Source organism: Microcella sp. (assembly GCF_040286215.1).
In the GTDB taxonomy this organism is placed as follows: Bacteria; Actinomycetota; Actinomycetes; order Actinomycetales; family Microbacteriaceae; genus Microcella.
The window spans coordinates 1-26,504 of record NZ_JAVKCK010000013.1; the positions used below are offsets into that span (position 1 = coordinate 1).

A 26,504-nucleotide genomic window follows, 5' to 3' on the forward strand; every position below is an offset into this window, starting at 1 on the left:
GGCCCTCGGCTTCGAGCCAGTCACGCGCGGCGACCGCGGCCTGCACGTTCTCGTCACCCTCGACCCGCTCGCGCAGTGCGATCAGGTCTTCCGTCGACAGCGCCGCCGAGATCTCATTCAGCACCGCAGCGAGCTCGTCGCTGTAGATGTCGGAGTTGAGCAGCGGAACAACGTTCTGAGCGGCAATGAGGTTCAGCGGGTCTTCCAGAACGACGAGGTCCTCCGCAGCGATAGCGGGGGACGTCGTATAGATGTCAGCCACCTGCACAGCGTCATCGACGAGTGCGCGCACCGTGTCAGGCCCACCGAAGTCCTCAATCGGCACGAACTCCACGTCGGTCACGCCGTAGACGGAGGCGAGGCCGGGAATGCCATAGCCAAGCTCACCGAACTGCGGGTTCGCCCCGAGCGCGAAGGGCTCGAGAGCGCTCAGGTCACCGATCTCCACGAGGCCGAACTCCTCGGCGGTCGCGCGAGTCACGACGTACGCGTCCTTGTCCTGCGCAGGCGAGGATTCGAGCACCTGGAATCCGTCGGGAACGATCTCGGCGAGCGCCGCGTCCACCTCTTCTGTCGTCCGTGCCTCGTTCTCGGTGTCGTAGAAGAACAGCAGGTTTCCGTTGTACTCGGGAATCAGGTCGATCGACCCGTCCTCGAGTGCCGGAATCGTGGCCTGGCGCGGACCGAGGTTCAATGCCGTCTCGACCTCGAACCCGGCTTCCTCGAGCGCGAGCGCGTAGATCTCGGCCAGGATCTCGCTCTCGGGGAACGCGAAGGATCCGATGGTGATGGTCTCGCCGGAGCCCTCGGCGGGTTCCGCCGGTCCGGTCGGGTCGTCGGCCGCGCACCCTGCCAGAGCGAAGAGCGCTCCGACCGCGACCGCGCTGACGGCGAATCGTGCCTTTTTCTGTGCTGTGAACATTATCTATTTCCCTTCGTCGGCAGAGGTTTCTGCCACCGCACGACGTCCGACTGACGACGTGCGGGAGTCTGGAGTGGACCGGCCACGAGCGCCGACCTTGTTGCGGGGTGCGCTCGATCCGCGCGGGCGCACCATGCGTTGGATGAGCGCGAGTATTCCGTCGACGACGAGCGCGAGGGCTGTCACCAGAAGCGCGCCACCCAAGATGCGGTCGTTGTCATTGAAGCCGATACCGCTGGAAATGATGCGGCCGATGCCGCCGAGCCCGATGTAGGAGGCGACCACGGCGGTCGCGATCACCTGCAACACGGAGGCGCGAATACCTCCGACGATGAGCGGCATAGCGAGCGGGATCTCGACCTTGGTCAGGATCTGCATCTCGCTCATGCCGCTGGCGCGCGCCGCGTCGATGGTCGCGCGATCGACGGCTTCGATGCCGGAATACGCGCCGGCGAGCGTCGAGGGTATCGCGAGAATCGTGAGCGCCGTGAAGGCGGCGGTGAAGTTGGTCACCGTGAACGAGAGGAAGTACCCGAAGAACACCGAGAGCGCCATCAAGAGACCGAGCGTGGGCATAGCCCTGGCGCCGCCCGTGAGCGAGATGACGAATTGTCGACCCCGGCCTGTGTGCCCGATGTAGAAGCCGAGCGGCAACGCGATCACCGCCGAGATGAGAACGCAGACGATGGTGTACCAGAGGTGTTCCGCGATGCGGTCACTGATGGGGAGCGGGCTCTGCGAGCCCGGGATGTAGTTGTTCGGATCGAACAGCCAGGTCAGCGCGCTGAGGAAGAACTCCATGGCGCACCTCCCCTCTCGCCCGCCGATGAGGCGATGGCCGATGATGATCGATTCTTGAGCAGAGGGCCGCGCGGGAAGGGTCGCACCTTCGCCGAGGTATTCCACGGCATGAGCACGCGACCGAGCGCGACGAGGATCGCATCGAACAGCAGGGCGATCAGGATGCTCGCGACGATGCCGATCAGGATCTCTTCCAGGTTGTTGCGCTGGCGGCCATTGAGGAACAGGTACCCCAGGTTGCGCGAGCCGATGATCGCGCCCACGGAGACCAAGGCGATCGTGCTCACCGACACGACGCGCAGACCCGCGAGCAACACCGGGCCCGCGAGGGGGAACTCGACCGTCCAGAATCTCGACCACGCCGAGTAGCCCATGGCAGTGGCGGCTTGACGCGTCGCGCTGTCGACCGAGCCCAGAGCATCCGCAGCCGATCGCACCATGACGGCGACGCCGTAGATCGTCAGGGCGACCACCACGTTCACCTCGCTCAGCACGCGCGTGCCGAGGATGTAGGGCAGGATCACGAAGAGCGGCAGCGACGGAATCGTCTAGAGCAGGCTGCCCGCGGTAAGCGTCACCGCCCGCAAGGAGGCGTTGCGGTTCGCGACCCAGCCCAGCGGAACCGCGATGACGAAGGAGAGCACGATCGGAATCACGCTCAGCCTCATGTGGCTGAGCGTGAGCTCGGCAACCAGGTCAAGATTGTCGAGAGTCCAACTCACGGCGAGTCCGCTCCAGATGAGGTCGGCGCATTCCCGAGTACGCCGGTGGGCCGCCCATCGCCGTCGACCACGAGCGTGACATCTCCGTCTCCTTGACGGTGCTGCAGGTACAGCTGCCGCTTGCCCGCGTCGGCGCCCACGAATGACGCTACGAACTCATCGGCAGGGTCCGACAGGATCTGCCCGGGTGTGCCCACCTGGGCGACGATGCCGCCCTCCTTGAGGATCACGACTTGATCGGCCAGTGTGAAGGCCTCATCAATGTCGTGGGTCACGAACACGATCGTCTTGCCGAGTTCGCGCTGCAGACGGTTGAGCTCTTGCTGCAGTTCGGCGCGCACGATCGGGTCGACCGCTCCGAACGGTTCGTCCATGAGCAAGATGTTGGGGTCGCTCGCGAGCGCTCGTGCCACCCCGACGCGCTGCTGTTGGCCACCCGACAACTGGCTGGGGTACCGATGGGCCAGGGATTCATCAAGACCGACGGTGCTGAGAAGCTCCCGAGCCGATGCTCGCGCCTGTGCCTTAGGCACGCCGTTGAGGCGGGGTACCGTCGCGATGTTGTCGATGACCGAGCGGTGGGGCAGGAGTCCGGCGGCCTGCAAGACGTAGCCGATGCTGCGTCGCAATCGCACGGGATCGACGGCGGCGATGTTGTCCCCGTCGATCAGGATGCGACCCTCGGTCGGGTCGACCATGCGATTGATCATGCGCAACAAGGTGGTCTTGCCCGAGCCGGATGATCCGACGAAGACGGTAGTCTTGTGCGAGGGGAGCGTGAGCGTGAAGTCATCGACGGCTCTCGTGCCGTCATCGAATACCTTGGACACTCCCTGAAACTCGATCATCGCTGTCGGCTCGCTTCTCGGTGTGAATGTGTCTTCGGGTAGTACCACCCAAACACGATTCGGCCCCGAGTGCCTGTGAACCACCTGAATGTGACGTGAACGACATCGGCCCGGGTGACGCGCGGTTGCGTCTCACGACGGACTCTGCGGCGTCGCTCATGACAGGTCGTCATGATGGTCGGAATCCCGATCAGAGGACCGGAAGTAGCGCACGGCCTGCCAGATGAGCACCGCCACCGTCGTGACCGCCATGAGCGCGAAGACCGGCCCCGCCCAGGCCGCGGTGGCCGCGTCGGCCGGAATCGGGAAGGCCTCCCCTGCGCTCACGACGGCACCCACGGAGCAGGCATGGGGCTACTCCCCCGTTCCCGTGCGAAAGTCGTCGGGGCTGGGGAACTCATCGTCGTCGAAGCGCAGCGTCAGCATCTCGGCGGCGCCCTCGGTTGCGTCGATGATGCCGCGCAGAAGCTCTTCGAGTGAGCCGGACCGCAACAGGCTCACCTGGTCGAGGGGACCCAGCGGCGCGATACCCGCCAGCTGCCAGGCGGCCGCTACCGGGTCGTCGTCGAGGACGATGTCTGCCGGCCACTGCTGCTCCACGAACTCACTCGCCTGGGCGATGGTGCGCCGCACAAGCTGCTCTGCCTGCCCACGCAAGGGCTCGAGGGATTCCGTCCACTCCAGCTCGGGCAGATCGCGCACCTCGGCCTGTGGGTGCGGGTCGTCGTCGAGCCACTCAACGATCTCGATGCGGCGTGAGCCCTGGGCGACCAGCCCAATGAAGCCCTCACTGGCCTCCACCTGGGTGATCTGCGCCACGGTGCCGATCGGAAAGCGCTGCTCTCCACCGCCGACCTCCGAGCCCCGTTCGATGAGCACGATGCCGAATTCCGAGGGCTCGTCACCCAGCACCTTCGACAGCATGACGATGTAGCGCTCCTCGAAGATGCGCAATGCCGTGGGCATGGACGGGAACAGCACGGAGCCGAGGGGGAACATCGGCATGATCGACATGAGATCGAGGGTGCCAGTCGTGGCTGAGCGTGACCGGGACGTTCGGCCCTGACCGTGCGTGGCGCCGCTGACTAGCCTGGGAGCGCGCGCAGGTCGCGCACCCCCTCGAGCAAGGAGCATCATGCAGATCTCTACGAAGGTCTTCGTCGTCACCGGTGGCGGCAACGGTATCGGGCGCGAGGTCGTACTCGCACTTCTCGCGAAGGGCGCGCGGGTGGCCGCGGTCGACCTCAGCGAACCGGGACTCGCGGAGACGGTCTCGCTCGCCGGTTCAGCGGGGGATGCGCTCTCGACTCACGTGGTCAACATCGCCGATCGGGATGCCGTGCTCGCGCTGCCCGCCGCGGTCATCGCCGCGCATGGCCAGGTGGACGGCCTGCTCAACATCGCCGGCATCATTCAGAAGTTCGTGAGGATCGCCGATCTGGACTTCGATCAGATCGAGCGCGTGATCGATGTCAACCTGTACGGCACCATCAACACCATCAAGGCGTTCTTGCCGGAACTCGTGCAGCGGCCCGAGGCCGCAATCCTCAACGTCTCGAGCATGGGTGCGTATGCGCCCGTTCCCGGCCAATCGCTCTACGGAGCGACGAAGGCCGCCGTGGCGCAATTGACGCGCGGCCTCCATTCGGAGCTGATGGAGACCACTGTGCAGGTGACGGGAGTGTTCCCCGGGGCGATCGGAACGAACATCGCCGAGAACTCGGGCATCATGACGGCGGCAGAGATGGCCGCCATGAGCGCCGGTGCGGGTGAGCAGCAGCGCAAGACGACGGCGCCCGCCGAGGCGGGTCGTCAGATCGTGGAGGCCGTCGACAAGGGAAGCTACGAGATCTTCATCGGGTCGGATGCTCGATTCCTGTCGCGCATGTCACGCTTGTCTCCGAAGCGGGCAGCAGCGCTCATCTACTCGCAGATGAAGGATCTGCTGTCGTAGTCGCACGGCGGCCAGCGGAACGGAGACGACGGCCATGACCGAGAAGCAACCGTATGCGGTGCGCAGCACCCACGAGGGCTTCGAGGTGCGCCTCTACCCCGCCCACGTGCTCGCTCAGATCGACGTTGTGGGAGAGCCGGGCGCGGGCGCGAGCGCTGCGTTCGGCCCACTCTTCCAGTACATCAGCGGAGCGAACGCCGCGAGCGCTCGTATCGCGATGACGGCTCCCGTTGTGCTCGAACCGCGCAGTGCGCGTAAGCAGACCGTGAGCTTCGTCATGCCTGCCACCATGACGGCAGAATCAGCTCCCGCCCCGCGCGATGCGCGGGTGCGCACGAGTGTCGTCGAGCCGCGCCTCGTCGCGGCGAGTCGCTTTCGCGGCCGAGCCTCGACCTCGACATTTCAGGAGCAGGGGCGGCGATTGCTCGACGCCGTCGACGCGGAGGGGTTCTCCGTGACGGGGGATGTGTTCTACGCGCGCTTCGATCCGCCATCGATGCCAGGCTTTCTGCGCCACAACGAGGCACTCGTCGCCCTGGCGGCCGACGATGAGGGCAACCCGAGGCGCACCGCGCCGGACGCCGCGCAGTAGTCTTCGCCACGAGCTGTCAGTCGGGCGATGAGCGCTGGGCCTGACGTCGCCCACGGTGCAGACCCACCTCGAACGCGGTCACCACGACGAGGGTCAGGGCGAGCAGCGGAAGCACGAACCAGAGCATCACGTCAGTGAACCCCTCGAGGGCGGCGTGCTGCGTCGACGCGAGGATCAGGTACGCCGTGTAGGTGATGTAGAGGGCGACGAAGAGTCCACCCTCCCAGCGCGCGATGATGAAGCCCGTGAAGGCGATGGGAAGCAACGCTACGGCCGTGGCGAGCATGAGCGGCAGGTCGAGTGCGATCGCGGCGGCCGGCACGGGGATGCCCTCGCCGAAGAGGATCGCCGGCACCCCGAGGACCATGCCGATGTTGAAGATGTTGCTTCCGACGATGTTGCCGACCGCCATGTCGCGCTCGCCTCGCCGCACCGCGATGATCGACGTCGCGAGCTCGGGCAATGAGGTGCCGATCGCCACCACCGTGAGCCCGATCACGAGGCTGCTCACACCGAGGCCCGTGGCGATGCTGACCGCGCCGTCGACCAGGAGCCGGGCTCCGAGCACGAGCACGCCGATGCCGGCACCCACCAGCACCAACGCGAGCCACAGGCGTACCGGCGGACCGTGCTCGGGAACGGGCGCCGTACCCGCGCCCTCCGCGCCCTCCCGCATTTCGCGTCGGCCGATGACGATACTGAGCACGGCGTGCAGCACGAGCCCGGCGAGAAGCAGAACGCCATCGAGCAACGAGATCGTGCCGTCGAGACTCACCACCACAAGGAGCACCGACAAGCCGACCATGACCGGGATGTCGAAGCGCACGAGCTGACGCTTGATGATGAGGGGCAGAACGAGTGCTGACAGGCCGAGCACGAGCAGGATGTTGACGATGTTGCTGCCGACGACGTTGCCGACGGCAAGCCCGGGCTCTCCCTCCAGCACCGCGCCGACGGTGACGGCGAGTTCGGGAGCCGACGTGGCGGCCGAGACCACGATGAGGCCCACGACGAGCGGTGAGATGCCGACGCGCGTGGCGATGCTGGAGGCACCGCGCACCAGGAGCTCCCCTCCCACGACGAGGAGAACGAGGCCTCCGACTACGAAGACGATGTCGAGAACCTGCATTCGTCGAGTCTACGGTTGCCACCGCCGCGCGCCGCACCCGCGTCGCGCACGACGGGGTGTCAGTGCGACGGGGGTGTCAGCGCGACCGGGTGTCAGCGCGACCGGGTGTCAGCCAGACCGGTCGCGGTGGCGGAACACGTGGTCGGCCGAGTAGCGGCCGAGGATGTCGGGAGTCGACTCATCACCCGGCAGGAAGGAGCTCCTGAGGCAGTCGGCGAGGTCGTGCAGGGCCGCGGTCAAGACCGCGCCGGCCGCCCGAACCCCCGGGTCGGCAGAGTGCGATGATGACAGGGCGAACTGCCACGCCACGTGCAGGCCTGCCGACAGCGACGCCCGCTCGTCCGCCTCGCTGAAGTAGTACGACTCGGAGGTCTGCAGGTAGTCGACTCGAACGGTGGCGACACTTGCAGCGATGGACTCCAGAATCACGGCGGTCGAGGCGTCCGATCCCGGCTGGGCGATCACGTCGCCGAAGCCGGCTTCCCGCGCTTGGGTAAGGCGCAGGGCGAGCGAGCGGCGTCGCGCCAGGGCGGCATGCATCTGCACGAACCAGGAGGCCGCCGCGGTGAGGAGAGCGAACCCCGCGAGGGCCTGGATCGGGGCGACGATGCGGATCCAGCTCGCGGTCGGCACGAGGTCGCCGAACCCCAGCGTCGTCAACGTCGTCGTCGAGAAGTAGACGGCTTCGACGAAGGGGTTGTAGCCCTGCGCATCGATGAAGTAGGCGAACCCCTCGGGGATGCTCGGCAGATACACGAGCGCCCAGCCCACGACCTGCAGACCCGACCACAGGGCGATGACAACGACCATGGATCCAGGGCCGGCGAGCACCCTGGCGCGACGCGCGCGCCGGGTCGTCGCCCACGCTGCCGCGAAGACGCCCCGCGTCAGAAACCCTCGCCCGCTCGGGTTCAGCAGCGTGTGGAAGACGTCGAGCCACCCGACCGCGATGAGGAGCAGGCCCGAGACGATGATCAGGGCGTCCATGGCTCGACAGTACTCGGGGGAGATGCCTGCCGCTGACTACCCCCCGGCCGAGACCGCCAGCCACCGCGTGAGCACGGTCTCGAGCACCTCACGGTCGTCTGCGTCGAGCAACTCGACGAGGCGGCGCTCGTTGGCCATGTGCCGATCGAAGACCTCGTCAACGAGAGCCCGGCCCGTCGGAGTGAGCGCAACCACTCGGCCTCGGCCGTCGCGCTCGCTGGGTCGGCGTGTCACGAGCCCCGCATGCTCAAGGCGATCGACGCGCTTGGTCAGCCCACCGCTGGTAATCATCGTGCTCTCGGCAAGGTCACCGGGCGTGCGCTCGAACGGTGCTCCGGCGCGCCGCAGTGTCGCGAGCACGTCGAATTCTCCCGCGGAGAGCCCGGCGTCGCGGAAGACGACCGCCAGTTCCTCTGTCAGCCAGTCGGCGAGTCGATGCAGGCGGCCGATGACCCCCTGCGGTGACACATCGACCTCCGGGCGCTCTCGCGCCCATTCCTGTTGGATGCGGGCCACATGGTCGAGGTCGTCCGAGAGTCTGCTGGCCATACGGGAATAATACCTTCCCCGGAAAGTATTGTATCTTCCATGGAAGCTATATGGAGATGGATGCTCGTGGGGGCGATCGCCCCCGTTGCGTGGGGATCGACCTACGTGGTGACGGCGCAACTGCTGCCCGCCGAGTCGCCCCTGTGGGGCTCTGTGCTGCGCGCGCTCCCCGCCGGCCTGTTGCTGCTCGCCGTGCCTGCGCGCGGCTCGAGTCGACTGCCGCACGGGGCGTGGTGGTGGCGCTCGGCGGTGCTCGGCGTGCTCAACGTCGGCGCGTTCTTCATCCTCATCTATCTCGCGGCCCAACTGCTGCCCTCGAGCCTCGCTGCCATGCTCATGTCGACCTCCCCCGCGGTCATGATGCTGCTGGCATGGCCGCTGCTGCACGAGCGCCCCCAGGTGCTCTCGCTGCTCGGCGCCGCGCTGGGCTTCACGGGCGTCGCACTCATGGTCACGACAGGCCCAGCAGTAGCGAACCCCGCAGGAATCTTGGCCTCGATGGCCGCCATGACGATGTCATCGGTAGGTTTCGTGCTCACCAAGCGCTGGGGTGCAGATGTGCCACTGCTCTCGCTCAGCGCGTGGCAACTCACGATGGGCGGCCTCGCTATCGTGCCGGCCGCGCTCGCGGTCGAGGGCCTGCCCCCCGCGCTCTCCGTCACCGAGGCGCTCGGATTCGCCTATGTGAGCCTCATCGCCACGGCCCTGGCCTACCTTGCCTGGTTCTCCGCTCTGCGTCACCTGCGCGCGGGCGCCGTGGGCCTTATCGGGCTTCTCAACCCCGTCTCCGGAGTGGCGTTGGGCGCACTCGTTGCTGGCGAGAGCTTCACGATTCCGCAGATCGTGGGTATGGCGCTCGTGCTGGCCGGAATCCTGCTGGGTCACGGCCGGCGCCGCACCGGCGACCCGGCCGCGGCACGGGTGGGCTAGTTCAGGCGCCCGGGATCGCGGGCATCGGTCGCAGCGGGAGTGTCATGACGAGGCTGTCGTACGACTTTCCGGGCCACTGAATCACCTCGCGGTCGGCGAAGCCCCAGTGCACATACATCTCGTGCAGATCAGCTGCGGGGCGCGCCGTATCGAGACCGAGGAACACCGCGCGGCGACGGACCGCCTCGTCCCGGATGGTCTCGAAGAGCGTGCGGGCGTGGCCGCCTCCTCGATGGTCGGGATGCACGGCGAGCTGGTTGAGCCACGCCGCGCGCCGCACGTTCGCCACCTCGCTGAGTTCGCGCAGAACACTGCTGGGCGGCATGCTGAGGGTCGCCATCCCGATGAGCTCGCCCTGAAGCTCGAGCACCCACGTGCTGCCCTGAAAGGACCGACGTCGGGTCGTCGCCACCGTCTGGTCAACGCCCGCGAAGTTCAGGCCACGTTCGGCGAGCTCGGCATGCGCCTGATGGATGAGGTTCGTCATGTCGACGACTTCATCCCGGTCGGCCCTGCGGAGAATTGGGTCTGTCACGGGACCCTCGGGGAGATCATTCCCCCTAGCCTACCGAGGTCGCTCCACCAGTGAGGTCGAGCCGCTCGCGCAGGTACAGCGCCAGCGGGCGCAAGGCGGTGTCCGGTGCCGAGGGGATCCAGCGCACGAGCACGCCGTCCTCGCCGAGCACGAGCGGCCCCCGTTCGTTGCGCATGGCCTGCACGTCGTCGAGCGGGAGCGGGCGAGGGTCGAGCACCACAGTCGTGCCCTCCGCAAAGCCGGCGTCAAGCGCGGTCTGCCGCAGAGCGCGGCGCTCTTGCGCAGAGGCGGCCTGATGACCGGGCAGAACCTGGCGCGTCGCGCGCACGATCGACCCGGGCTCGAATGCCCCCCCACTCGCGGTCACGAGAATCGCGCCCAGGAGGTATCCCTCACCCGTGCGTCGCATCGTCGCGCGCCGCGGAACGACGCCCCACGCGCGACGCGGCGGCACGGTCGCGGCGCACTGCTCGGGCGGAATGCCCGCGGCCGCGAGCTCAGCGGCGGCCTCGGCGAGCACGGCTCGAGCCGCGGTGAGGGCGTGCGGAGCATCCATGGAACTATCGTGCACCCGGGCCCGACCGTGGAGGGTTAACGCTGGGGCCCACGTTCTCGGCGAGCCACTCGTTCCAGATCGAGACGGTACGCCAGGCCTGACGGATGCGCTCGAGGGCGACCGGCTGCGTCAGCCACTCCTCGTCTCGCCGGTGGGTGCGCCGAATAGCGAGGTTGCGCAGGCGCAGCAGGTCGATGCGGGGATGGTCCACGCTGAAGCCGCGGGGAGCGGTCACGAGGGCGTCAGAGTCGAACACCTCGAAACCCCCCTCACCGGCCTCCTCGAGAGTCGCCTCCAGGTCGCCCGCGAGGCGATTGTCGTCGACGAGGGCGCGGAACCGTCCCAGCTGGTCGCTCGCTGGCTGGTAGTAGCCGCCCGCGATCATGACGCCCTCGCTCGAGAGTTGCAGGTAGTGGGCTGCGCCTGTCGTGCTCTGGGTGACGAAGCTCACCTGCGTCTTGTAGGGGCTCTTGTCGGCGCTGAAGCGCACATCTCGGTTCGGCCGGAAGATCTTGATCGCGCCGAACTCGGCACCCAACTCATCCACGAGAGCGGCGACCGGGCCTCGAACGTGCTCGTCGTACCGCGATTTGTGGGCGAGCCACCACTCGCGGGTGTTGTGAGCCTCCAGCTCGTCGTAGAAAGCGAACGCGTCCGAGTCGAAACCTGCGAAGGTCATGCTCGAGCGTAACCCGCGAGCCTGTGGCGCACTGGCTCGTCGCCGGTTAGCGTTCGATCACGGCGCCGCACAGCGCAGCACCCAGCGCGGCGGACCACAATGGAGTACGTCGCCCCGCCCATGACGAGGAAAGAGGTTGTGTGTGGACAGGCTCGCCGACCGAAGTCTCAGCGCCTCCCTTGTGACCGACACCTCCCACGACGGGCTACCGACGCGAGCCGGAGTCGTGATCGTCGGTGGTGGCATCGTCGGCGCGAGTATCGTGCACCACCTCGCCCAGGCTGGTGTCGAGGACATCCTTCTGCTGGAGAAGAACCAGCTCACGAGCGGCACCTCCTGGCACGCCGCCGGTCTCGTCGCGGGCGGCCGGAGCACGACCGCCATGACCCGGCTCGCGTCCTACGGCCTTGAGGTCTACCAGGGCCTTCAGGAGCTCTCGGGCGTCGACGTGTCGTTCACCGGCTGCGGCTCCCTCAGCATCGCCCGCACACCAGGGCGCGTCGACGAGTTGCTGTACGCCCGTGATGTGGCGCGGCAGAACGGGGTGGAGGCACACATCGTCGACCCCGAGGAGATCGCGCGCCTGTGGCCCCTCGCCTCGACCGCTGGCATGCTCTCGGGCCTGCACTACCCGAGGGACGGGCACGTGAATCCAGGGTACGCGGCCCTCGCGTTCGCCACGCTGGCACATCGCGGCGGGGTCGCGATTCGCGAGGGTGTCTCGGTCACGAGCATCCTGCACGAGGGAGGACGGGTGACGGGGCTGGAGACCACGCGGGGCACTGTGCACGCCGACACTGTCGTCATCGCCAGCGGGCTCTGGAGCCGCGACCTCGCCGCCACCGCGGGCGTGCACCTTCCGCTGTACGCGGCCGAGCACCTGCACGTGCGGTCGAATCCGATCGAGGGTGCCGCAGCCTCGCTTCCCGTTCTGCGTGATGTCGACAACAGCTACTACGTCCGTCACGAGTCGGGGCGCCTGCTGGTCGGGGCCTTCGAGCCGAACGGCATCCCCCGCGCTGTCTCTGAGATACCGCAGGGCGGCTTTGCCGCCTTCCCACCCGACTGGGAGCACTTCGCGGCCGTGCGCGCGACGGCCGAGCAGACGGTTCCCGCGCTCGCGGCAGCCGACTACGACCGCTTCATCAATGCGCCCGAGAGCTTCACCCCCGACACCTCGTTCCTGCTCGGCGAGACCGCGGAAGTCGAGCGGCTCTATGTCGCCGCGGGCATGAACTCGCAAGGGATCATCTACGCGCCGGGAGTCGGCCGTGCGCTCGCCTCCTGGATCGTCTCCGGCGCCCCCGACTTCGACTCGGCCTCGGTCGACGTGCGGCGCTTCTCGCCGCACCAGAGCAACCGTCGCTACCTGCACAGGCGCACCACCGAGACTCTCGGCCGGCTCTATGCGATGCACTGGCCACACCTCGAGGCGACGACCGCGCGGGGAGTGCGGCGCACTCCCCTGCATGACCGTCTCGCCGAGTTGGGCGCTCGCTTCGGTGAGGTCAACGGCGGCGAGCGCGCCACATGGTACAACGGGCCCACCGCTGCCGAAGGCTACAGCTACGGCCGCCCCGGATGGTTCGATCAGGTGGCGGCAGAGCACCGTGCTGCACGCGAAGCTGTCGCACTGTTCGATCTGAGCCCGTTCGCCAAGTTCGAGGTCGTCGGCAGCGACGCCCTCGAGCTCTGCCAGTGGATCACGACCGCCGATGTAGACGTCGCGAACGATAGCGCCGTCTACACACTCTTCCTCAACGCCCGCGGCGGCATCGAGCTCGACGGCACGGTCACCCGACTGGCGGCGGATCGCTTTCTCATCGTCACCCCGTCGGCGACGCGCCACAAGACCCTGGGTCATCTGCAGCGCGCAGCGCGCGGGCGCGCCGTCGCGGTCGTCGATCACACGGCTACCCTGGCGACAATCGGCGTCATGGGACCTCTGAGCCGCGAGCTGCTGAGCCGCGTCTCGCCCGACGACTGGTCTGACGCCGCCCAGCCGTACACGACCGGGCGTCACGTCGAAGTGGCTGATGGCTTCGCCTACAGCCTGCGGCTCAGCTTCGTCGGCGAACTCGGCTATGAGCTCTACCCGGGCGCCGACCTCGCCCTCAACGTCTTCGACGCACTCTGGGAGGCGGGCCGCGACCTCGGCGTGCGCATGGCGGGCTACCACGCCCTCGACTCCCTGCGCAGCGAGAAAGGGTACCGGCACTGGGGGCACGACATCGGCGCCGCTGATGACCCGTACTCTGCGGGGCTCGGCTTCACCGTCGCCCTCGACAAGCCCGGCGGCTTTCTCGGCCGTGACGCTGTGGCAGCTCTCGATCGCGCGGCACCGCGACACCGCACGGTGTACGTCGCGCTCGACGACCCTGAGCCCGTCTTCGTTCACGACGAGACGGTCTTCTGCGACGATGTTGCCGTCGGTCGCATGACCAGCGGCGCCTACGGCCACACTCTCGGGCGGGCAGTCGGCATCGCCGCGATCGACCCGACCGCCGACCTCGCGGGGACCTTCACGGTCGAGTGCAAGGGAGAGCGCTTCGTGGCGACGGTCTCGAGGCGGCCCTTCTACGATCCCCGCGGCGAGCGGCTGCGCGGGTAGCGATGTGACCACAGCGGTGAAGCGGAGACAGCCATGAGCACGCATGATGTGATCGTCGTCGGCGCAGGATTGGCCGGGTTGAGCGCGGCACGAGACCTCGTCGCGGCGGGGGCAGATGTGCTCGTGCTCGAGGCGCGCGCCCGCGCTGGTGGTCGGGTCGAGCAGACCAGCACGGAGGACGGTCGCGTCGTGCAACTCGGCGGCGAAGTGGTGGGGGCGTCTCACACGTCCTATCGCAGCCTCGTCGACGAGCTCGGGCTCACGCTCGGGCCGAGCTTCACCGACATTCCCGGGGAATCAACGTGGCTCCTGGCCGATGGGCGCCACCTCGGTGATGACATGCCGTGGCTGTCGTCGGCCGATCGCTCGCTGTACGACGCGATCGAGCGGCGGTTCTCGACGCTCGCCAGCAGCGTCGACCCCGATGACCCGTGGGCGCATCCCGAGGCCGTCGCTCTGGACCGCCTGACGGTGGCGGACTGGCTGCGCTCGGAAGGCGCGACGCCGCAGGTGGTGCGAGCGATGGAACTGCGCGCGATGGGCCTCGCCGATGCGTCGGTCGAGCGGCGATCGCTTCTCGCCGACCTGCGCAAGGAGGCCACGGCGGGAGCCCTCGGCTTCTACGACTACGACGCGTGGGAGAGCATGAAGGTGCTGGAGGGTTCTGCCACAGTGGCGTTGCGGATGGCCGAGGGGCTGGGGCACCGCATCCGCTATTCGAGCCCCGTCGCCTCGATCGACGTTGCATCGGGCGGCGCGGGTCAGGGTGGCGTGAAGGTCACGCTGCAGAGCGGAGAACGCTGTCGCGGCGGTGACGTCATCTGCGCGCTTCCCGCGGGGCCCCTCCGCGATCTGCGTATCTCGGGCGTCAGCGCCGAGTACCTGGCATCGGTGCAGCGGCGTGAGCATGCCCCCACCGCGAAGCTCGTCACCGTCTACGAGTCCTCATTCTGGGAGGGCAACGGTCAGAACGGCACGGGCTACTTCGAGCGCACACTTCTCGGGGGCACCTGGGTGCAGAACACCGGAATCCTGTCAGCCCTCGTGCCCGTTGATCGCCTCGGCCCGTATCGGGCGCTTCCGGCTGCCGCGCGCGAAGAGGTGTTGCTCGCCGAACTCGGCGCAGCGTATGGCCCCGAAGGCGCGAGGCCGACGTCGACCTTCGTGCGCGACTGGCACTCCGATATCTGGACCCAGGGCTACATCACCGCCTGGCGACCCGGCGAGCTCACCGCAGTGGGTCCCCTGCACGGCACACACGAACCGCCCTTGTGGGTGGTCGGTTCAGACCAGTGGGTGTGCGGCTACATGGAGGGAGCCGTGCGCACGGGTCGCGCGGCCGCCCGCGAACTCATCGCGCGCTAGCCGAAGAGGCCGATCACGAGGCCCACGAGGGTGTAGTTGAGCACATCGCTGCCGACCTCGACGATCCAGACCGTGAGGCCGTGGCCGGCGAAGAGTCGGTGGCTGAGCGAACTGGCTGCGGCGAAACCGACGCCGAGCAGCAGGCCCGTGAGCAGGCCGCCCAGCGGGCCGACGGGCCCGGTCGCGAGGCCCACGAAGTAGATGACGGATGTCACGGCGACCACCTGCACGAGAGCGCCGAGGGCGGTCAACCCGAACACGACGGCCATGTTGCCGGTGCCCGGCTGCTCATCGTTGGAGTGCCCCAGTGCGCGCCACCAGACGGGGAAGAAGGTCTTCGGCCCGAACCACAGGGCACCGCCTACAAAGGCGACAATGAACGCGACGAGGATGGCTAGCCAGTTGAGCTCGAGAAGGAACATGCGGGAACGCTACTCCTCTCGGTCCCGATCAGACACGGTCTGGGCGCGAGGCGACTTAGTGTTGACCCATGGTCGTTCGACGCCTTGTTGCTCGCGTGTTCTGGGCCTTCAGTCGGTGGCGGCTCGCGAGCGAGCCCGCGCCTGACCGTCCGACCGTCTTGGTCGGGGCGCCCCACACGTCGAACTGGGATTTCGTGTTCATGCTCGCGATCGCCTGGCGGCTCGACATGCACTTTCGATGGCTCGGCAAGAAGAGCCTGTTCCGAGGCTGGCGCGGGCCGATCATGAGGCGCCTCGGCGGCATACCGGTCGATCGGGATGCGCCAACCACGGTGGTCTCGGAAGTGCTGGACCGCATCCGGTCAGGGGATGTCTTCGGCCTCGTCGTCACCCCCGACGGCACGCGCACAGGCCACACCCACTGGAAGTCGGGCTTCTACCGCATCGCCCGGGAGGCAAACCTGCCGCTCACCCTCGGCTACGTCGACCGCACGACGATGACGACCGGGCTCGGCCCGACCATCGAGCTCACCGGGGACGTGCCGAACGACATGGACCGCGTTCGCGCCTTCTACGCCGACAAATCGGGTGCGCGGCCCGAGAATCGGGTCGAGCCGCGCCTGCGCGAAGAACTCGCTACCGACTAGCTGCGGGTGGGCTAGGCGTAGCGGCGGGGCGTGCTAGCGGATCCCTGCGATTCGTTCGAGCGCGGCTCGCACGATCACCTGCGCAGGATGAGCCAGCACGTGGTGGTTGACGTAGACGCCCTCGAGCCACGACATCACCTCAGAAGCGCTCAGCCCTACCGCGTTACAGTCGACACCGTGCTCGGCCGCCGTGCGCGGCTGGTCCGTTCGCGGATCGAGCCATGCCCGTGCAATGCGGATGCTCGGCTCGCCTCCGAGCGGATCCCACAGCAACTCGATCGGGTGGTCGTCGCCCTCGATGTGCTGGTGGTCGACGGTTCCGCTGCCGAGCCACGGCAGCAGCATCAATTCACCCTCGAGCTCGACCTCAATGATTTCGAGCGGCACCGGGCCGGTGTCGCGGGCGTAGACGGAGAGGCCCGCGGCGTACCACTCAGCGGCCTCTTCGGCATCGGCGAGAAGGTCGGGAATCACCGGTAGAGCCTGCATCGCGAAGCGGTGCGCCCAGTCCAGAAGCGTCGCCGTCGGCTCCCGCTTCCACGGGCTGCCGTTGACGTCTCTCCCCCGCGCGTCATGGAAGTGATGGTCGAACCGACCCTCGGTGACATCGGCATGAAGTTGACCGGTGTCGAAGTGAAGAAAAACCGTGAGCGTGCTCGCCTCGTCGTCGTAGTCTGCGTCGAGCTCCGGCCGCCCGAGTGAACGCGGAAGAGGGGGAAGCGTGCCCACGCCCTCGCCAAGATCCAGCACAGCGCGAAACCTCTGGCTCGGCAGCCTCAAGGTGGGGTCGGTCATGGAATCACAGTACGGCCCGCAGAGTGGACTCTGATCATGGTGAGAAAGCGGTCGCGTGCGAGCCGAGGCGCCGCGACTGCACGAGAATGTCACGACCGGGCCGTGAGCAGGACGCCACCGACGAAAAGCACAGCGATTGCGCTGAGAACCAGCGCGATATCGGTGTCACGCCCAGGGACGTTGCTGTGTGAATCGAGTGTGATCTGAGGGGCCAATCCGCGCGGTCTGCGAGTAGCCCCCGGCGCCGGTCAGGTCAGCTGGGAGATTTCGAACAAGTGGCCATCCGGGTCGCGGAAGAACGCCCGAATCTCGCCACCTCGATCGAGAGGTGCGCTCAGAAACTGGGCGCCCCGCGCTCTGAGCAGGTCGTAGGTGCCCTGACAGTCGTCGACCCGGAAGATGAGTTGTGAGCTCACGTGATCGGGATCACCCGGCGCCGCCAGTGTGACCGTCGGCTTCTCCGGGCTCGGTTCGCCGCCGGTGACGAGCAGCAGCCAGTTCCCCAGCAGATCCAGCACCACCGAGGTGCCTCCGTACTCGCCGTACACCGAGGCATCCAAGACTTGGACGTACCAGTCGCGACTGGCGGACGCATCGTCGACCACCAGCATGTGCGTCATCGCTCGCGCCTCGAACCGCTCCATTTCTGCAGACTACCCGGACTGCCCAAGTGAGGCGCGGAGCTAGACGACATTGCCGTCCTTCGCGGGCGCATCTATCGTCGCGAAACACAGGGCAACCAGCCCGTGCGGTTCGGGACCCCGCGATGAGACTCCGACTCGCCGACGACCTAGTGGTTCGCGGTCACCAGTTCGTCGAGCATCGCCATTGCGGCGAGGCGCCCCAAGTCGTCGCAGGCGCGAGGGCTGTCCCCGGAGTAGAACTTGCGGTCTACGTGGGTCTCCCCCTTCGTGCTGTTGTTGATCACGCGGATACCGTCCTTTTCGAGCTCCTCGCACTGAAACCAGGGCAGCTGGCCGGGCAGGTAGCCGAGGCTGGGCGAACGACGGTCGATGCTGTCCGGGAACGCGCAGATCTCGTAGCCGGCGTACGGGTGTGGTCCGCCCTCGATGCGGGTCGCGAGGAGCGCTGCGGGGCCGTGGCAGACGGCGATCATGTGCCGGTCGGTCTCAGCAACCCAGCGCACCAGCGTGCCCAGACTCTTGTCGTCGGGTAGGCCGACCATCGCCCCGTGTCCGCCAGGAAGGAACACCGCGACGTAGGGCGAGGTGTCCAGGCCGTCGGCGACGAGGCTCTCGAGCGAGAGAGGCGATGCGAAGCGATCGCGATGAGTTGTCATGAAGTCGACGACCGCGGTGTCGTCTACGGGGACGGACCAGTCTTCGAGGATCGCGGGCGCGCCGGTGGGGGTGGCCACGTCAAAGTCGAAACCCGCCGCGGTCAGGTGCAGAAGGGGCACGGCGGTCTCGGTGACGTTGTGCCCGGTGGAGAACAGAGCGCCGTTGGTGGTCTCCAAGTAACGCTCCTCGGTGCAGACGACGAGGACCTTGGCTGGGCCGTCATACGTTCGGTCGAAGGTGAACGGTGCGTAGTTGGTCGTCGTGTCGACGCCGAGACGAAGACCGAGGCGCGACGGGATCACGCCGGGGCCGTCCGGCTCAGGGGTGGGCGCGGTGCCGAGGATGCGACTGATCAGTGAGCTCATTGCTTCTCCAGGGTTCAGTAGTGTGCGGTCGGGCTTTCGGGAGGGTTTCGTGCGTCGAGTTTGTCGACGGTCGCAGTGTCAGAGGCCAAACTGCTGACGGGACCGTGCCAGGAAGTCCTCTTCACGGTCGGCGTCATATCGTGAAGCGAGCGTCTGTTCGGCCTGAGCCCCGGCGATGAACCGCATCCGGTCGCCGTCGTGGGTCGCCGCCTGCCAGATCACGTCGGCGCACTCCGAAGGCTGCATGCCGGCGGCCGGCGTGTCATCGTCGGACAATGCCGACGCAAGCATCGCGGTAAGCGGCAGGTACTCCTCGACGGAGTCGTCATACGACGCGACGAAGGACCGTCCGCCGAAGTCGGTGGCGACACCCCCGGGCTCCACGATGCGCACCGCGATGCCAAGGGGTCGAAGCTCATAGTGCATCGCCTCGCTGGCACCCTCCACAGCCCACTTCGACGCGTGGTAAGGAGTGCCGAGGGGAAATGCCATGCGGCCACCGATCGACGACACGTTCACGATGGTTCCGGACCGGCGTCGGCGCATCCCGGGCAGAACCGCTTGCGTCGTGGCCAGCAACCCGAGCACGTTCACATCGAGCTGACGGCGCAGGACCTCCATAGGCATGGTCTCCAGCGGTCCATACGCCCCATAGCCGGCGTTATTGACCAGGGCATCGATCGCGCCGAAGCGCTCGGTCGCGGCGGAAACGGCTGCGTCGATCGAGTCTCGGTCCAGCACGTCCAGCCGAGTGACCAGCACACTGTCCATCTTTGCCAGTTCGGCTGCGTCGGCCGGATTTCTCATCGTGGCGGCGACATTCCAGCCTTCTTCAGCGAAACGGACTGCCGCGGCGCGTCCGATGCCGGATGAGGCTCCGGTGATCAGGACGGTGGGGGTCACAAGGTCTCCATTCTGACGATCTGACGCGATTACGTCAGAACGTCAGCCTGACACCTTTCCTGTAGAGTGTCAAACCATCGTGACCACATCACCTTTGCATGCCTCGGACGACCGCGCGGCCAATATCCGCGCGGCGGCCCTCGGGGTGTTCGCCGAGCACGGCTTCCGACGCACGTCGATGGCCATGATCGCGGAGGCCGTCGGTGTGTCGCGCCCCGCGCTCTACCAGTACTACGACAACCGTGAAGATGTGTTTCGCGCGGTCATCGCCGACGCCTACAATTCGGCAGCGCACCGGGCCCTCGAGGCACTACACGAGCACGAACACCTGGCTACAGCGCTGGACGTTTTCCTCCAGCGGGCTCACGCCGACGGCTACCACGAACTGTCGATGCTGAAGCACCGCGACGAGATTCTCGAGGCTTCTGGCTCTGTCGCCTCGGGCGAAGCTGCTGCCGGGATCGCCCGCATGCACGCAGGCCTCCGGGTTCGTCTTCTCGCCACAGGCGCACCCCTCGATCTCGTAGAGAGGGCGGTCACGCTGCTCGCACTCGCGCCCGGGGGATTGAAATCAGACGAACCGGACTCCTCGACACTCCGCGAGCGGCTCCGTGACCTGGCCGAAGCAGTCGCAGCGCTCATCGATCATTCACAATAAGCGTCGCGTCTCAGGCCGACGGCCTGACTACACGTTGAAGCGGAACTCCACCACGTCGCCGTCTTGCATCACGTAGTCCTTGCCCTCGATGCGGGCCTTGCCCTTCGAACGAGCTTCGGCGACCGAACCGCACTCGACGAGGTCGTCGAAGCTGATGACCTCGGCCTTGATGAAGCCCTTCTCGAAGTCGGTGTGGATGACGCCCGCGGCCTGCGGGGCCTTCCAGCCCTTGCCGATCGTCCAGGCGCGCGACTCTTTCGGGCCAGCCGTGAGGTAGGTCTGCAGGCCGAGGGTATCGAAGCCGATGCGGGCTAGCTGGTTGAGCCCGCTCTCGGGCTGACCCGTCGAGGCCAGGAGCTCGGCGGCATCCTCGGGATCCAGGCCGATCAGTTCGCTCTCGATCTTGGCATCCAAGAAAACGGCCTTCGCGGGAGCAACAAGCGCGGCGAGCTCCGCCATGCGAGCACTGTCACCGAGCACGCCCTCGTCGACGTTGAACACATAGATGAAGGGCTTCGCACTCAGGAGGCCGAGCTCGCGGATCGGTGCGGCGTCGAAACCCGCGGAGGAGAGCGTGGTGCCGGCGGAGAGCAGCGCCTGAGCATCCTGAGCCGCTTGCAGCACTGAGGGGTCGAGCTTCTTGCCCTTGACCTCTTTCTCGTAGCGGGGAATCGCCTTCTCGAGCGTCTGCAGGTCGGCGAGCATGAGCTCGGTGTTGATCGTCTCCATGTCACTGCCCGGGTTGATGGCTCCAGCGACGTGCACGACATCCGAGTCAGTGAAGGCGCGCACGACCTGCGCGATCGCATCGGACTCGCGGATGTTCGCCAAGAACTGGTTGCCGAGGCCCTCGCCCTCGCTCGCGCCCTTGACGATACCCGCGATGTCGACGAACGACACCGTGGCGGGCAGGATGCGCTCGCTGTGGAAGATTTCGGCCAGCACGGCGAGGCGAGGGTCGGGCAGCTCGACGACGCCGACGTTCGGCTCGATCGTCGCAAACGGGTAGTTCGCCGCGAGCACGTCGTTCTCGGTGAGCGCGTTGAAGAGGGTGGACTTGCCGACGTTGGGCAGGCCGACGATGCCGATAGTGAGAGCCACGACAGGTCAGCCTACCGGCGCCCTGGAGGGACGCGATCACGGTGAGTAGCATCGACGGATGCTCGGCCACCGCCCTCGCGCCACCTCCACCCTCGCCCTGCTCGCCGGGGTGAGCATCGCGCTCGCAACTCTCGCGCCCGCGCACGCCGAGCGCGCTGCGCAGCACACTGTCGATCAGGCTGCCGCCCCCGCGGAATCGTTCGCGCCGAGCGACGCGGAGGTCGAGCGCATCAGCGGCGCCGACCGCTACGCCACCTCCGTCGCGGCGAGCCAGGCGGCCTTCCCCGGCCCCGAGACACCCGACGTCGTCTACCTCGTCGCCGGTGAGAACTTTCCCGACGCGATCGTCGCCGGGCCGGTCGCCGCCGCCGACGACGGCGGACTGCTGCTCACCGCTGCGCGCAGCCTGCCCGCCGTCGTCGCAGCCGAGCTGCGGAGGCTCGACCCTGATCGCATCGTCGTCGTCGGCGGCACGAGCGCCATCTCATCGGGCGTCGCGAGGGCGGCCAGCGACATCGCCCCCGTCGAACGCATCGGCGGCGCCGACCGCTATGCCACCGCTGAGCTGCTCGTGCGCTCCGTCTTCAGCGCGGCCAACACGGTCTTCCTCGCCACCGGTGCGAGCTTCCCCGACGCGCTGGCCGCCGGCCCCGCCGCAGGGGCCGACGGCTCGCCCGTGCTCATCGTGCGCGGCAACGGCTCCACGCTCGATCGCGCTGCGCTGACCCTTCTGCGCGACCTCGGCACGACCTCGGTCGTGCTCGTCGGGGGCACGAGCGTCGTCTCGCGTGGCATCGAATCCCAGCTGCGCACCGAACTGGGGTCGAGCCAGGTTGAGCGCGCAGCCGGAGCCGATCGCTATGCGACAGCGCGCGCGATCTCGGAGTCGGCGTTCGGCACGAGCGCACCGCGTGTGCTCGTCGCCTCCGGCACGAGCTTCGCCGACGCGCTCTCCATCTCCGTTCTCGCCGCACGCGAGAGACTGCCGCTGTACCTCTCCCTCCCCTACTGCACCCCCAGCTCGGTGCGCGGCGCTCTCAGCTCGAGCGCCATCACGACGCGCACGCTTGTCGGGGGGCCGGGCGCTCTCAGCCCCGGCGTCGAGCGGCTCGAGCGGTGCGTGAGCATCAGTTCGGCATCCTCGCTGTGGGTACTCGTGAACAAGCGCAACGGCATCTCGACCAGCTACGAACCCAGCGGCCTGCGTCGCCCCTCGATCCCCAGCACGGGCTCGTACCTGCTGCGCTCCGATGCTGCTGCGGCGCTCGAGCGCATGTACGCCGGCGTGCGGTCGGTCGGCGCCGGCAGCGTCGGGCTCACGAGCGGCTACCGTCCTGCGTCGTCCCAGGCGGCGATCTACAACAACACGGCGAGCACCCGCGGTCAGACGTACGCCGACCTGTACGTCGCGCGGCCCGGTCACAGCGAGCATCAGACCGGCCTCGCCGCCGACCTGTACCCGATCGGCGCCTCGAACTGCAGCTCGTACACGTGCCTGGGCGCCACCCCGCAGGGTCGCTGGCTGGCGGCGAACTCCTGGAAGTACGGCTACATCCTGCGCTACGAGACCGGCATGACGAGCGTCACCGGGTACGCCCATGAGTCGTGGCACTTCCGATACGTGGGCGAGACCCTCGCCGCCGACTACGCCGCGAGCGGCCGACGCTCTCTCGAGCAGTTCTACGGTCAGCCCGCCGCGCCTCGGTACTGACGGCCGGCCACCGACCGCCTAGCGTGGAATCATGACCTCGCGCCCTGGCACCCCCGCGTTCACCCCCGCGCCCGCCGAGCGCACACGACCGGAGCTTCGGGGAACCTTCGGCATGGCGGCGAGCACGCACTGGCTCGCGACGGCCACCGCGCAGTCGGTGCTCGAGCGGGGCGGCACCGCCGTGGATGCCGCCGTGGCTGCCGCCTTCGTGCTGCACGTCGTCGAGCCGCACCTCAACGGGCCGGGCGGTGATCTCACGGCGCTCGTGGCGCCCGCGGGCGAGCATCCGTTCGTCCTCGCCGGGCAGGGCGCCGCGCCCGCCCGCGCGACGATCGAGCACTACCGCTCGCTCGGGCTCGACGAGATTCCCGGCGCCGGGCCGCTGGCCGCCGCCGTACCCGGCTCGGTCGTCGCATGGCTGCACCTGCTCGCGACGCGCGGCACGTGGGAGGTGCGCGACGTGCTCGCACCGGCACTCGGCTACGCGCGCGACGGGCACCCCGTGCACGACAGCGTGGTGCGGGTGATCACTACGGTCGCCCCTCTGTTCGAGGAGCACTGGCCGACGTCTGCTGCGCAGTGGATGCCCGAGGGCGAGATTCCCGCACCCGGCGACCTCATCACCAACGAGGCATGGGCCGCCGTGCTCGCAGGCCTGCTGAGGGCGGGCGAATCGGCCGGCAGCCGTGAGTCGCGCGTGCACGCCGCGATCGACGGCTGGCACCGCGATGTCGGGGCCGCGATCGAGGAGTTCGTGCGCGAGCCCGTGCAGCACTCGCTCGGCGGCGCGCTGCCGGGCGTGATGACTGCCGCGGACCTCGCCGCGTACGCACCGGCCGAGGAGCCGCCCCTCACGCTGACTTTCCGCGGCGTCGACGTCGTCAAGGCCGGCCCGTGGAGTCAGGGGCCCGTGCTGCTGCAGGCGCTCGCGATTCTCGACGCTCGCGCCGCCCGCCACGGCGGCGCCGTGCTCGACCCGTCCACGGCGCTCGGCGTGCACACCGTCACCGAGGCGCTGAAGCTCGCGCTCGCCGATCGGGACTCCTGGTACGGCGACCCCGCCCACGTCGACGTGCCGCTCGACGATCTGCTGAGCCCCTCGTACGCCGCCGAGCGCGCTGACCTCATCAGCGACACTGCCTCTAGGAGGGTGCGGCCCGGCCGGCCCGGGGGACGCACTCCGTGGCAGCCGCCTCAGCGGCCGGCGGGTGACGCGCCTGCCGCTGCTCTGCCCGGCTCGGGTGAGCCGACGCTCGACCGCTCGGGGCGCCAGCGCGGCGACACGTGCCACCTCGACGTCGTCGATCGCCAGGGCACGATGATCTCGGCCACCCCCTCCGGCGGCTGGCTGCAGTCGTCGCCCACGATTCCCTCGCTCGGCTTCTGCCTGGGCACGCGCCTGCAGATGGCGTGGCTCGACGAGGATGCTCCGTCGCGGCTCGCGCCGGGCATCCGGCCGCGCAGCACCCTGTCGCCGACCATGCTCATGCGCGACGGGCGCGTGATCGAAGCACTGGGCACGCCCGGCGGAGACCAGCAGGACCAGTGGCAGCTGCTGTACCTGCTGCGCCGCATCGTCGGCGGCTACGAGCCGCAGCAGGCGATCGATGCGCCCATGTTCCACACCGACGCGATGGTCGCCTCGTTCGAGCCGCGCACCGTGCAGCCGGCGTCGCTCACCGTCGAATCACGGCTCGGTGAGGACGTGATCGCTGAGTTGCGAGCGCGCGGCCACGAGGTCACCATCATGGGGCAGTGGAGCCTCGGACGCCTGAGCTGCGTCGGCGTCGACCCCGAGCGCGGGTGGTTCTACGCGGCCGCGAACTCGCGCGGGGCGCAGGGGTACGCCGCCGGGCGATAGAGCTCAGCGCGGGGTGGGCACGAGCGCCACGTCGTGTAGAGCGCCGTCGGCAACGCGCGCGGTCATGACCGTGCCGACCGGCTGCCGCCGCCGGTCGGTCGGCGAGCCCGGGTTCAGGAGACGCAGACCGCCGGGCGTCGTCGAATCCCAGGGGATGTGCGAGTGGCCGAAGATGAGCACGTCGGCGGGGGCATCCACCTCGGGGCCGAACAGGGCGTCGCACCGCCGCTCACGACCCGCTGCGGCACCCGTCTCGTGGATCACGGCGATGCGCACGCCCTCGACCTCGACGCGCACGACCTCGCCGAGCCGCTCATGCAGCTCGGGCCCGTCGTTGTTGCCCGCAACGCCGACGAGCCGCGCCGCGCGCGACTCGAGCGCGTCGAGCGTCGCGACGTCGACCCAGTCGCCCGCGTGGATGACGAGGTCGGCGTCGTCGACGAGGCTCCATACCTGCGGCTGCAGCGTCGCCGCCCGCACCGGCAGGTGCGTGTCGCTCAGCAGCAGGAGCCTCACGCGAGCGAGGGCGCGACCTCGGCGTCGACGACGGGCATGATGTCACGCTGGATCGACTGCAGGATGCGCGCGTTGAACTCCGGCCCGAGCTGGTTCGGCACGGTCACGAGCAGCGTGTCGGCGGCCTGCACGGCCGCGTCCCGCGCGAGCTCGGCCGCGATCGCGTCGGGTGCGCCGATGTAGGAGCGGCCGAAGCGCGAGCGCGCGCCGTCGAGAATGCCGACCTGGTCGCGCTGCGCACCCTGCGCCTGCAGCCCGAAGTAGTACTGCGTCTCCTCATCGATGATCGGCAGGATGCTGCGGCTCACCGACACCCGCGGCGAGCGCGTGTGCCCCGCCGCACTCCAGGCATCGCGGTACTTCGCGATCTGCTCCGCCTGCAGCTCGTCGAACGGCACCCCGGTGTCCTCCGTCAGCAGCGTCGAGCTCATGAGGTTCATGCCCTGCTCGGCCGTCCACACCGCGGTGGCCCGCGTGCCGGCGCCCCACCAGATGCGGTCGCTGAGCCCGGGCGCCTGCGGCTGGATCGCCTGCAGTGCCGTCGTGCCCGTCATCTGCGGGTTGGCGGGCGCGAAGCCCTCCCCCGCGATCGCGCGGCGGAAGAGCTCGGTGTGGCGCCGCGCCATGTCGGCGTCGCTCTCGCCTTCGGCGGGTTCGAAGCCGAACGCGCGCCAGCCGTCGATGACCGTCTCGGGTGACCCCCGGCTGATGCCGAGTTGCAGTCGGCCGCCCGCGATGAGGTCGGCCTGAGCGGCGAGCTCCGCCATCGCCATCGGATTCTCGTAGCGCATGTCGATGACGCCCGTGCCGAGCTCGATGCGGCTCGTGCGCGCGCCCGCGGCGGCGAGCAACGGCCATGGGGAGGCGTGCTGGCGCGCGAAGTGGTGCACGCGGAAGTACGCGCCGTCGACGCCGACCTCCTCGGCCGCGACGGCGAGCTCGATCGCCTGCTGCAGCACCTCCGCCCCCGTGCGCGTGCGCGAACCGGGCACGTCCTGCCAGTGGCCGAAAGAGAGGAATCCGAGCGTCGTCATGCTCGAGTCA

At 68.3% G+C, this 26,504-nt stretch carries 30 protein-coding genes; 9 read left to right on the forward strand and 21 right to left on the reverse strand.

Going from position 1 to position 26,504, the window contains the following annotated elements:
* The 7 genes from RJQ01_RS06165 to RJQ01_RS06195 all read right to left on the reverse strand — a co-directional run.
* The coding region (locus tag RJQ01_RS06165) for an ABC transporter substrate-binding protein (RefSeq protein ID WP_350475857.1) at nt 1-922 on the reverse strand (922 nt) is incomplete at its 3' end.
* A gap of 3 nt (nt 923-925) precedes the next feature.
* A complete protein-coding gene (locus RJQ01_RS06170) occupies nt 926-1,723 on the reverse strand; it encodes an ABC transporter permease (protein WP_350475858.1) in 798 nt (265 codons plus the stop codon).
* Nucleotides 1,699-2,268, reverse strand: a complete 570-nt coding sequence (locus RJQ01_RS06175) for an ABC transporter permease (protein WP_350476068.1) — start codon at nt 2,266-2,268, stop codon at nt 1,699-1,701. Before RJQ01_RS06175 ends, RJQ01_RS06170 begins: the two co-directional genes overlap by 25 nt.
* 3 nt (nt 2,269-2,271) lie before the next feature.
* Nucleotides 2,272-2,445: an ABC transporter permease family protein gene (locus RJQ01_RS06180; protein WP_350475859.1), complete on the reverse strand. Its 174-nt coding sequence runs from the start codon at nt 2,443-2,445 to the stop codon at nt 2,272-2,274.
* Nucleotides 2,442-3,293, reverse strand: coding sequence for an ABC transporter ATP-binding protein (locus tag RJQ01_RS06185; RefSeq protein WP_350475860.1), 852 nt, complete (start codon nt 3,291-3,293; stop codon nt 2,442-2,444). The genes RJQ01_RS06180 and RJQ01_RS06185 overlap by 4 nt, the downstream gene beginning before the upstream one ends.
* Nucleotides 3,294-3,449: 156 nt before the next feature.
* A complete protein-coding gene (locus tag RJQ01_RS06190) occupies nt 3,450-3,620 on the reverse strand; it encodes a hypothetical protein (protein ID WP_350475861.1) in 171 nt (56 codons plus the stop codon).
* 27 nt (nt 3,621-3,647) lie between these two features.
* On the reverse strand, nt 3,648-4,307 hold the full coding sequence (locus RJQ01_RS06195; protein ID WP_350475862.1) for an LON peptidase substrate-binding domain-containing protein: 660 nt from the start codon (nt 4,305-4,307) through the stop codon (nt 3,648-3,650).
* A gap of 121 nt (nt 4,308-4,428) precedes the next feature.
* On the opposite strand from RJQ01_RS06195, the gene RJQ01_RS06200 reads away from it, so the two are divergent.
* Together RJQ01_RS06200 and RJQ01_RS06205 are read left to right on the forward strand one after the other, a co-directional pair.
* Nucleotides 4,429-5,247, forward strand: a complete 819-nt coding sequence (locus RJQ01_RS06200) for an SDR family NAD(P)-dependent oxidoreductase (RefSeq protein WP_350475863.1) — start codon at nt 4,429-4,431, stop codon at nt 5,245-5,247.
* A gap of 34 nt (nt 5,248-5,281) precedes the next feature.
* Nucleotides 5,282-5,839 (forward strand): SOUL family heme-binding protein, encoded by a 558-nt coding sequence (locus RJQ01_RS06205; protein ID WP_350475864.1) that lies wholly within the window; start codon nt 5,282-5,284, stop codon nt 5,837-5,839.
* 16 nt (nt 5,840-5,855) lie between these two features.
* On the opposite strand, the gene RJQ01_RS06210 is transcribed toward RJQ01_RS06205, so the two are convergent.
* The 3 genes from RJQ01_RS06210 to RJQ01_RS06220 form a co-directional block, all read right to left on the reverse strand.
* A complete protein-coding gene (locus tag RJQ01_RS06210; RefSeq protein ID WP_350475865.1) occupies nt 5,856-6,968 on the reverse strand; it encodes a calcium/sodium antiporter in 1,113 nt (370 codons plus the stop codon).
* Nucleotides 6,969-7,076: 108 nt separating this feature from the next.
* Entirely contained in the window at nt 7,077-7,955 is an 879-nt protein-coding gene (locus tag RJQ01_RS06215) for an ion channel (RefSeq protein WP_350475866.1), read from the reverse strand.
* Nucleotides 7,956-7,991: 36 nt separating this feature from the next.
* Nucleotides 7,992-8,504 (reverse strand): MarR family winged helix-turn-helix transcriptional regulator, encoded by a 513-nt coding sequence (locus RJQ01_RS06220; protein ID WP_350475867.1) that lies wholly within the window; start codon nt 8,502-8,504, stop codon nt 7,992-7,994.
* Nucleotides 8,505-8,543: 39 nt separating this feature from the next.
* On the opposite strand from RJQ01_RS06220, the gene RJQ01_RS06225 reads away from it, so the two are divergent.
* Nucleotides 8,544-9,434, forward strand: coding sequence for a DMT family transporter (locus tag RJQ01_RS06225; protein ID WP_350475868.1), 891 nt, complete (start codon nt 8,544-8,546; stop codon nt 9,432-9,434).
* Between the two features lies 1 nt (nt 9,435).
* Here the strand turns inward: RJQ01_RS06225 and RJQ01_RS06230 are convergent, their stop codons facing one another.
* The 3 genes from RJQ01_RS06230 to RJQ01_RS06240 all read right to left on the reverse strand — a co-directional run bounded on the left by RJQ01_RS06230 (nt 9,436) and on the right by RJQ01_RS06240 (nt 11,204).
* The gene (locus RJQ01_RS06230; protein WP_350475869.1) at nt 9,436-9,921 is read right to left on the reverse strand and encodes a GNAT family N-acetyltransferase; all 486 of its coding nucleotides are present in this window, start codon (nt 9,919-9,921) and stop codon (nt 9,436-9,438) included.
* 73 nt (nt 9,922-9,994) lie between these two features.
* Nucleotides 9,995-10,525 (reverse strand): hypothetical protein, encoded by a 531-nt coding sequence (locus tag RJQ01_RS06235; RefSeq protein ID WP_350475870.1) that lies wholly within the window; start codon nt 10,523-10,525, stop codon nt 9,995-9,997.
* Between the two features lie 4 nt (nt 10,526-10,529).
* On the reverse strand, nt 10,530-11,204 hold the full coding sequence (locus RJQ01_RS06240; protein WP_350475871.1) for a DUF2461 domain-containing protein: 675 nt from the start codon (nt 11,202-11,204) through the stop codon (nt 10,530-10,532).
* Between the two features lie 181 nt (nt 11,205-11,385).
* On the opposite strand from RJQ01_RS06240, the gene RJQ01_RS06245 reads away from it, so the two are divergent.
* The gene (locus tag RJQ01_RS06245; RefSeq protein WP_350475872.1) at nt 11,386-13,815 is read left to right on the forward strand and encodes a GcvT family protein; all 2,430 of its coding nucleotides are present in this window, start codon (nt 11,386-11,388) and stop codon (nt 13,813-13,815) included.
* 33 nt (nt 13,816-13,848) lie between these two features.
* Nucleotides 13,849-15,180 (forward strand): flavin monoamine oxidase family protein, encoded by a 1,332-nt coding sequence (locus RJQ01_RS06250; protein WP_350475873.1) that lies wholly within the window; start codon nt 13,849-13,851, stop codon nt 15,178-15,180.
* Here RJQ01_RS06250 and RJQ01_RS06255 read toward each other — a convergent pair.
* Nucleotides 15,177-15,602, reverse strand: coding sequence for a DUF1761 domain-containing protein (locus RJQ01_RS06255; RefSeq protein WP_350475874.1), 426 nt, complete (start codon nt 15,600-15,602; stop codon nt 15,177-15,179). The genes RJQ01_RS06250 and RJQ01_RS06255 overlap by 4 nt on opposite strands.
* A 68-nt stretch (nt 15,603-15,670) precedes the next feature.
* Between RJQ01_RS06255 and RJQ01_RS06260 the strand changes: the two genes are divergently transcribed.
* Entirely contained in the window at nt 15,671-16,249 is a 579-nt protein-coding gene (locus RJQ01_RS06260; RefSeq protein WP_350475875.1) for a 1-acyl-sn-glycerol-3-phosphate acyltransferase, read from the forward strand.
* A 33-nt stretch (nt 16,250-16,282) separates the two neighbouring features.
* Here RJQ01_RS06260 and RJQ01_RS06265 read toward each other — a convergent pair whose 3' ends face one another.
* The 4 genes from RJQ01_RS06265 to RJQ01_RS06280 all read right to left on the reverse strand — a co-directional run bounded on the left by RJQ01_RS06265 (nt 16,283) and on the right by RJQ01_RS06280 (nt 19,613).
* Complete coding sequence (locus RJQ01_RS06265) at nt 16,283-17,044, reverse strand: hypothetical protein (protein WP_350475876.1); 762 nt, start codon at nt 17,042-17,044, stop codon at nt 16,283-16,285.
* A 248-nt stretch (nt 17,045-17,292) separates the two neighbouring features.
* The gene (locus RJQ01_RS06270) at nt 17,293-17,664 is read right to left on the reverse strand and encodes a VOC family protein (RefSeq protein WP_350475877.1); all 372 of its coding nucleotides are present in this window, start codon (nt 17,662-17,664) and stop codon (nt 17,293-17,295) included.
* 170 nt (nt 17,665-17,834) lie between these two features.
* Entirely contained in the window at nt 17,835-18,710 is an 876-nt protein-coding gene (locus tag RJQ01_RS06275) for a DJ-1/PfpI family protein (RefSeq protein ID WP_350475878.1), read from the reverse strand.
* A 78-nt stretch (nt 18,711-18,788) separates the two neighbouring features.
* Complete coding sequence (locus tag RJQ01_RS06280) at nt 18,789-19,613, reverse strand: SDR family oxidoreductase (protein ID WP_350475879.1); 825 nt, start codon at nt 19,611-19,613, stop codon at nt 18,789-18,791.
* Between the two features lie 79 nt (nt 19,614-19,692).
* On the opposite strand from RJQ01_RS06280, the gene RJQ01_RS06285 reads away from it, so the two are divergent.
* Nucleotides 19,693-20,271, forward strand: a complete 579-nt coding sequence (locus RJQ01_RS06285) for a TetR/AcrR family transcriptional regulator (protein WP_350475880.1) — start codon at nt 19,693-19,695, stop codon at nt 20,269-20,271.
* A gap of 27 nt (nt 20,272-20,298) precedes the next feature.
* Here the strand turns inward: RJQ01_RS06285 and ychF are convergent, their stop codons facing one another.
* Entirely contained in the window at nt 20,299-21,372 is a 1,074-nt protein-coding gene (ychF, locus tag RJQ01_RS06290) for a redox-regulated ATPase YchF (protein WP_350475881.1), read from the reverse strand.
* Nucleotides 21,373-21,430: 58 nt separating this feature from the next.
* Between ychF and RJQ01_RS06295 the strand changes: the two genes are divergently transcribed.
* Nucleotides 21,431-23,083, forward strand: coding sequence for a cell wall-binding repeat-containing protein (locus tag RJQ01_RS06295; protein WP_350475882.1), 1,653 nt, complete (start codon nt 21,431-21,433; stop codon nt 23,081-23,083).
* Between the two features lie 31 nt (nt 23,084-23,114).
* Entirely contained in the window at nt 23,115-24,944 is a 1,830-nt protein-coding gene (locus RJQ01_RS06300) for a gamma-glutamyltransferase family protein (protein WP_350475883.1), read from the forward strand.
* A 3-nt stretch (nt 24,945-24,947) separates the two neighbouring features.
* Here the strand turns inward: RJQ01_RS06300 and RJQ01_RS06305 are convergent, their stop codons facing one another.
* Nucleotides 24,948-25,460, reverse strand: coding sequence for a metallophosphoesterase family protein (locus RJQ01_RS06305; protein WP_350475884.1), 513 nt, complete (start codon nt 25,458-25,460; stop codon nt 24,948-24,950).
* Nucleotides 25,457-26,494 (reverse strand): LLM class flavin-dependent oxidoreductase, encoded by a 1,038-nt coding sequence (locus RJQ01_RS06310; protein ID WP_350475885.1) that lies wholly within the window; start codon nt 26,492-26,494, stop codon nt 25,457-25,459. Before RJQ01_RS06310 ends, RJQ01_RS06305 begins: the two co-directional genes overlap by 4 nt.
* Nucleotides 26,495-26,504 lie beyond the last annotated feature (10 nt).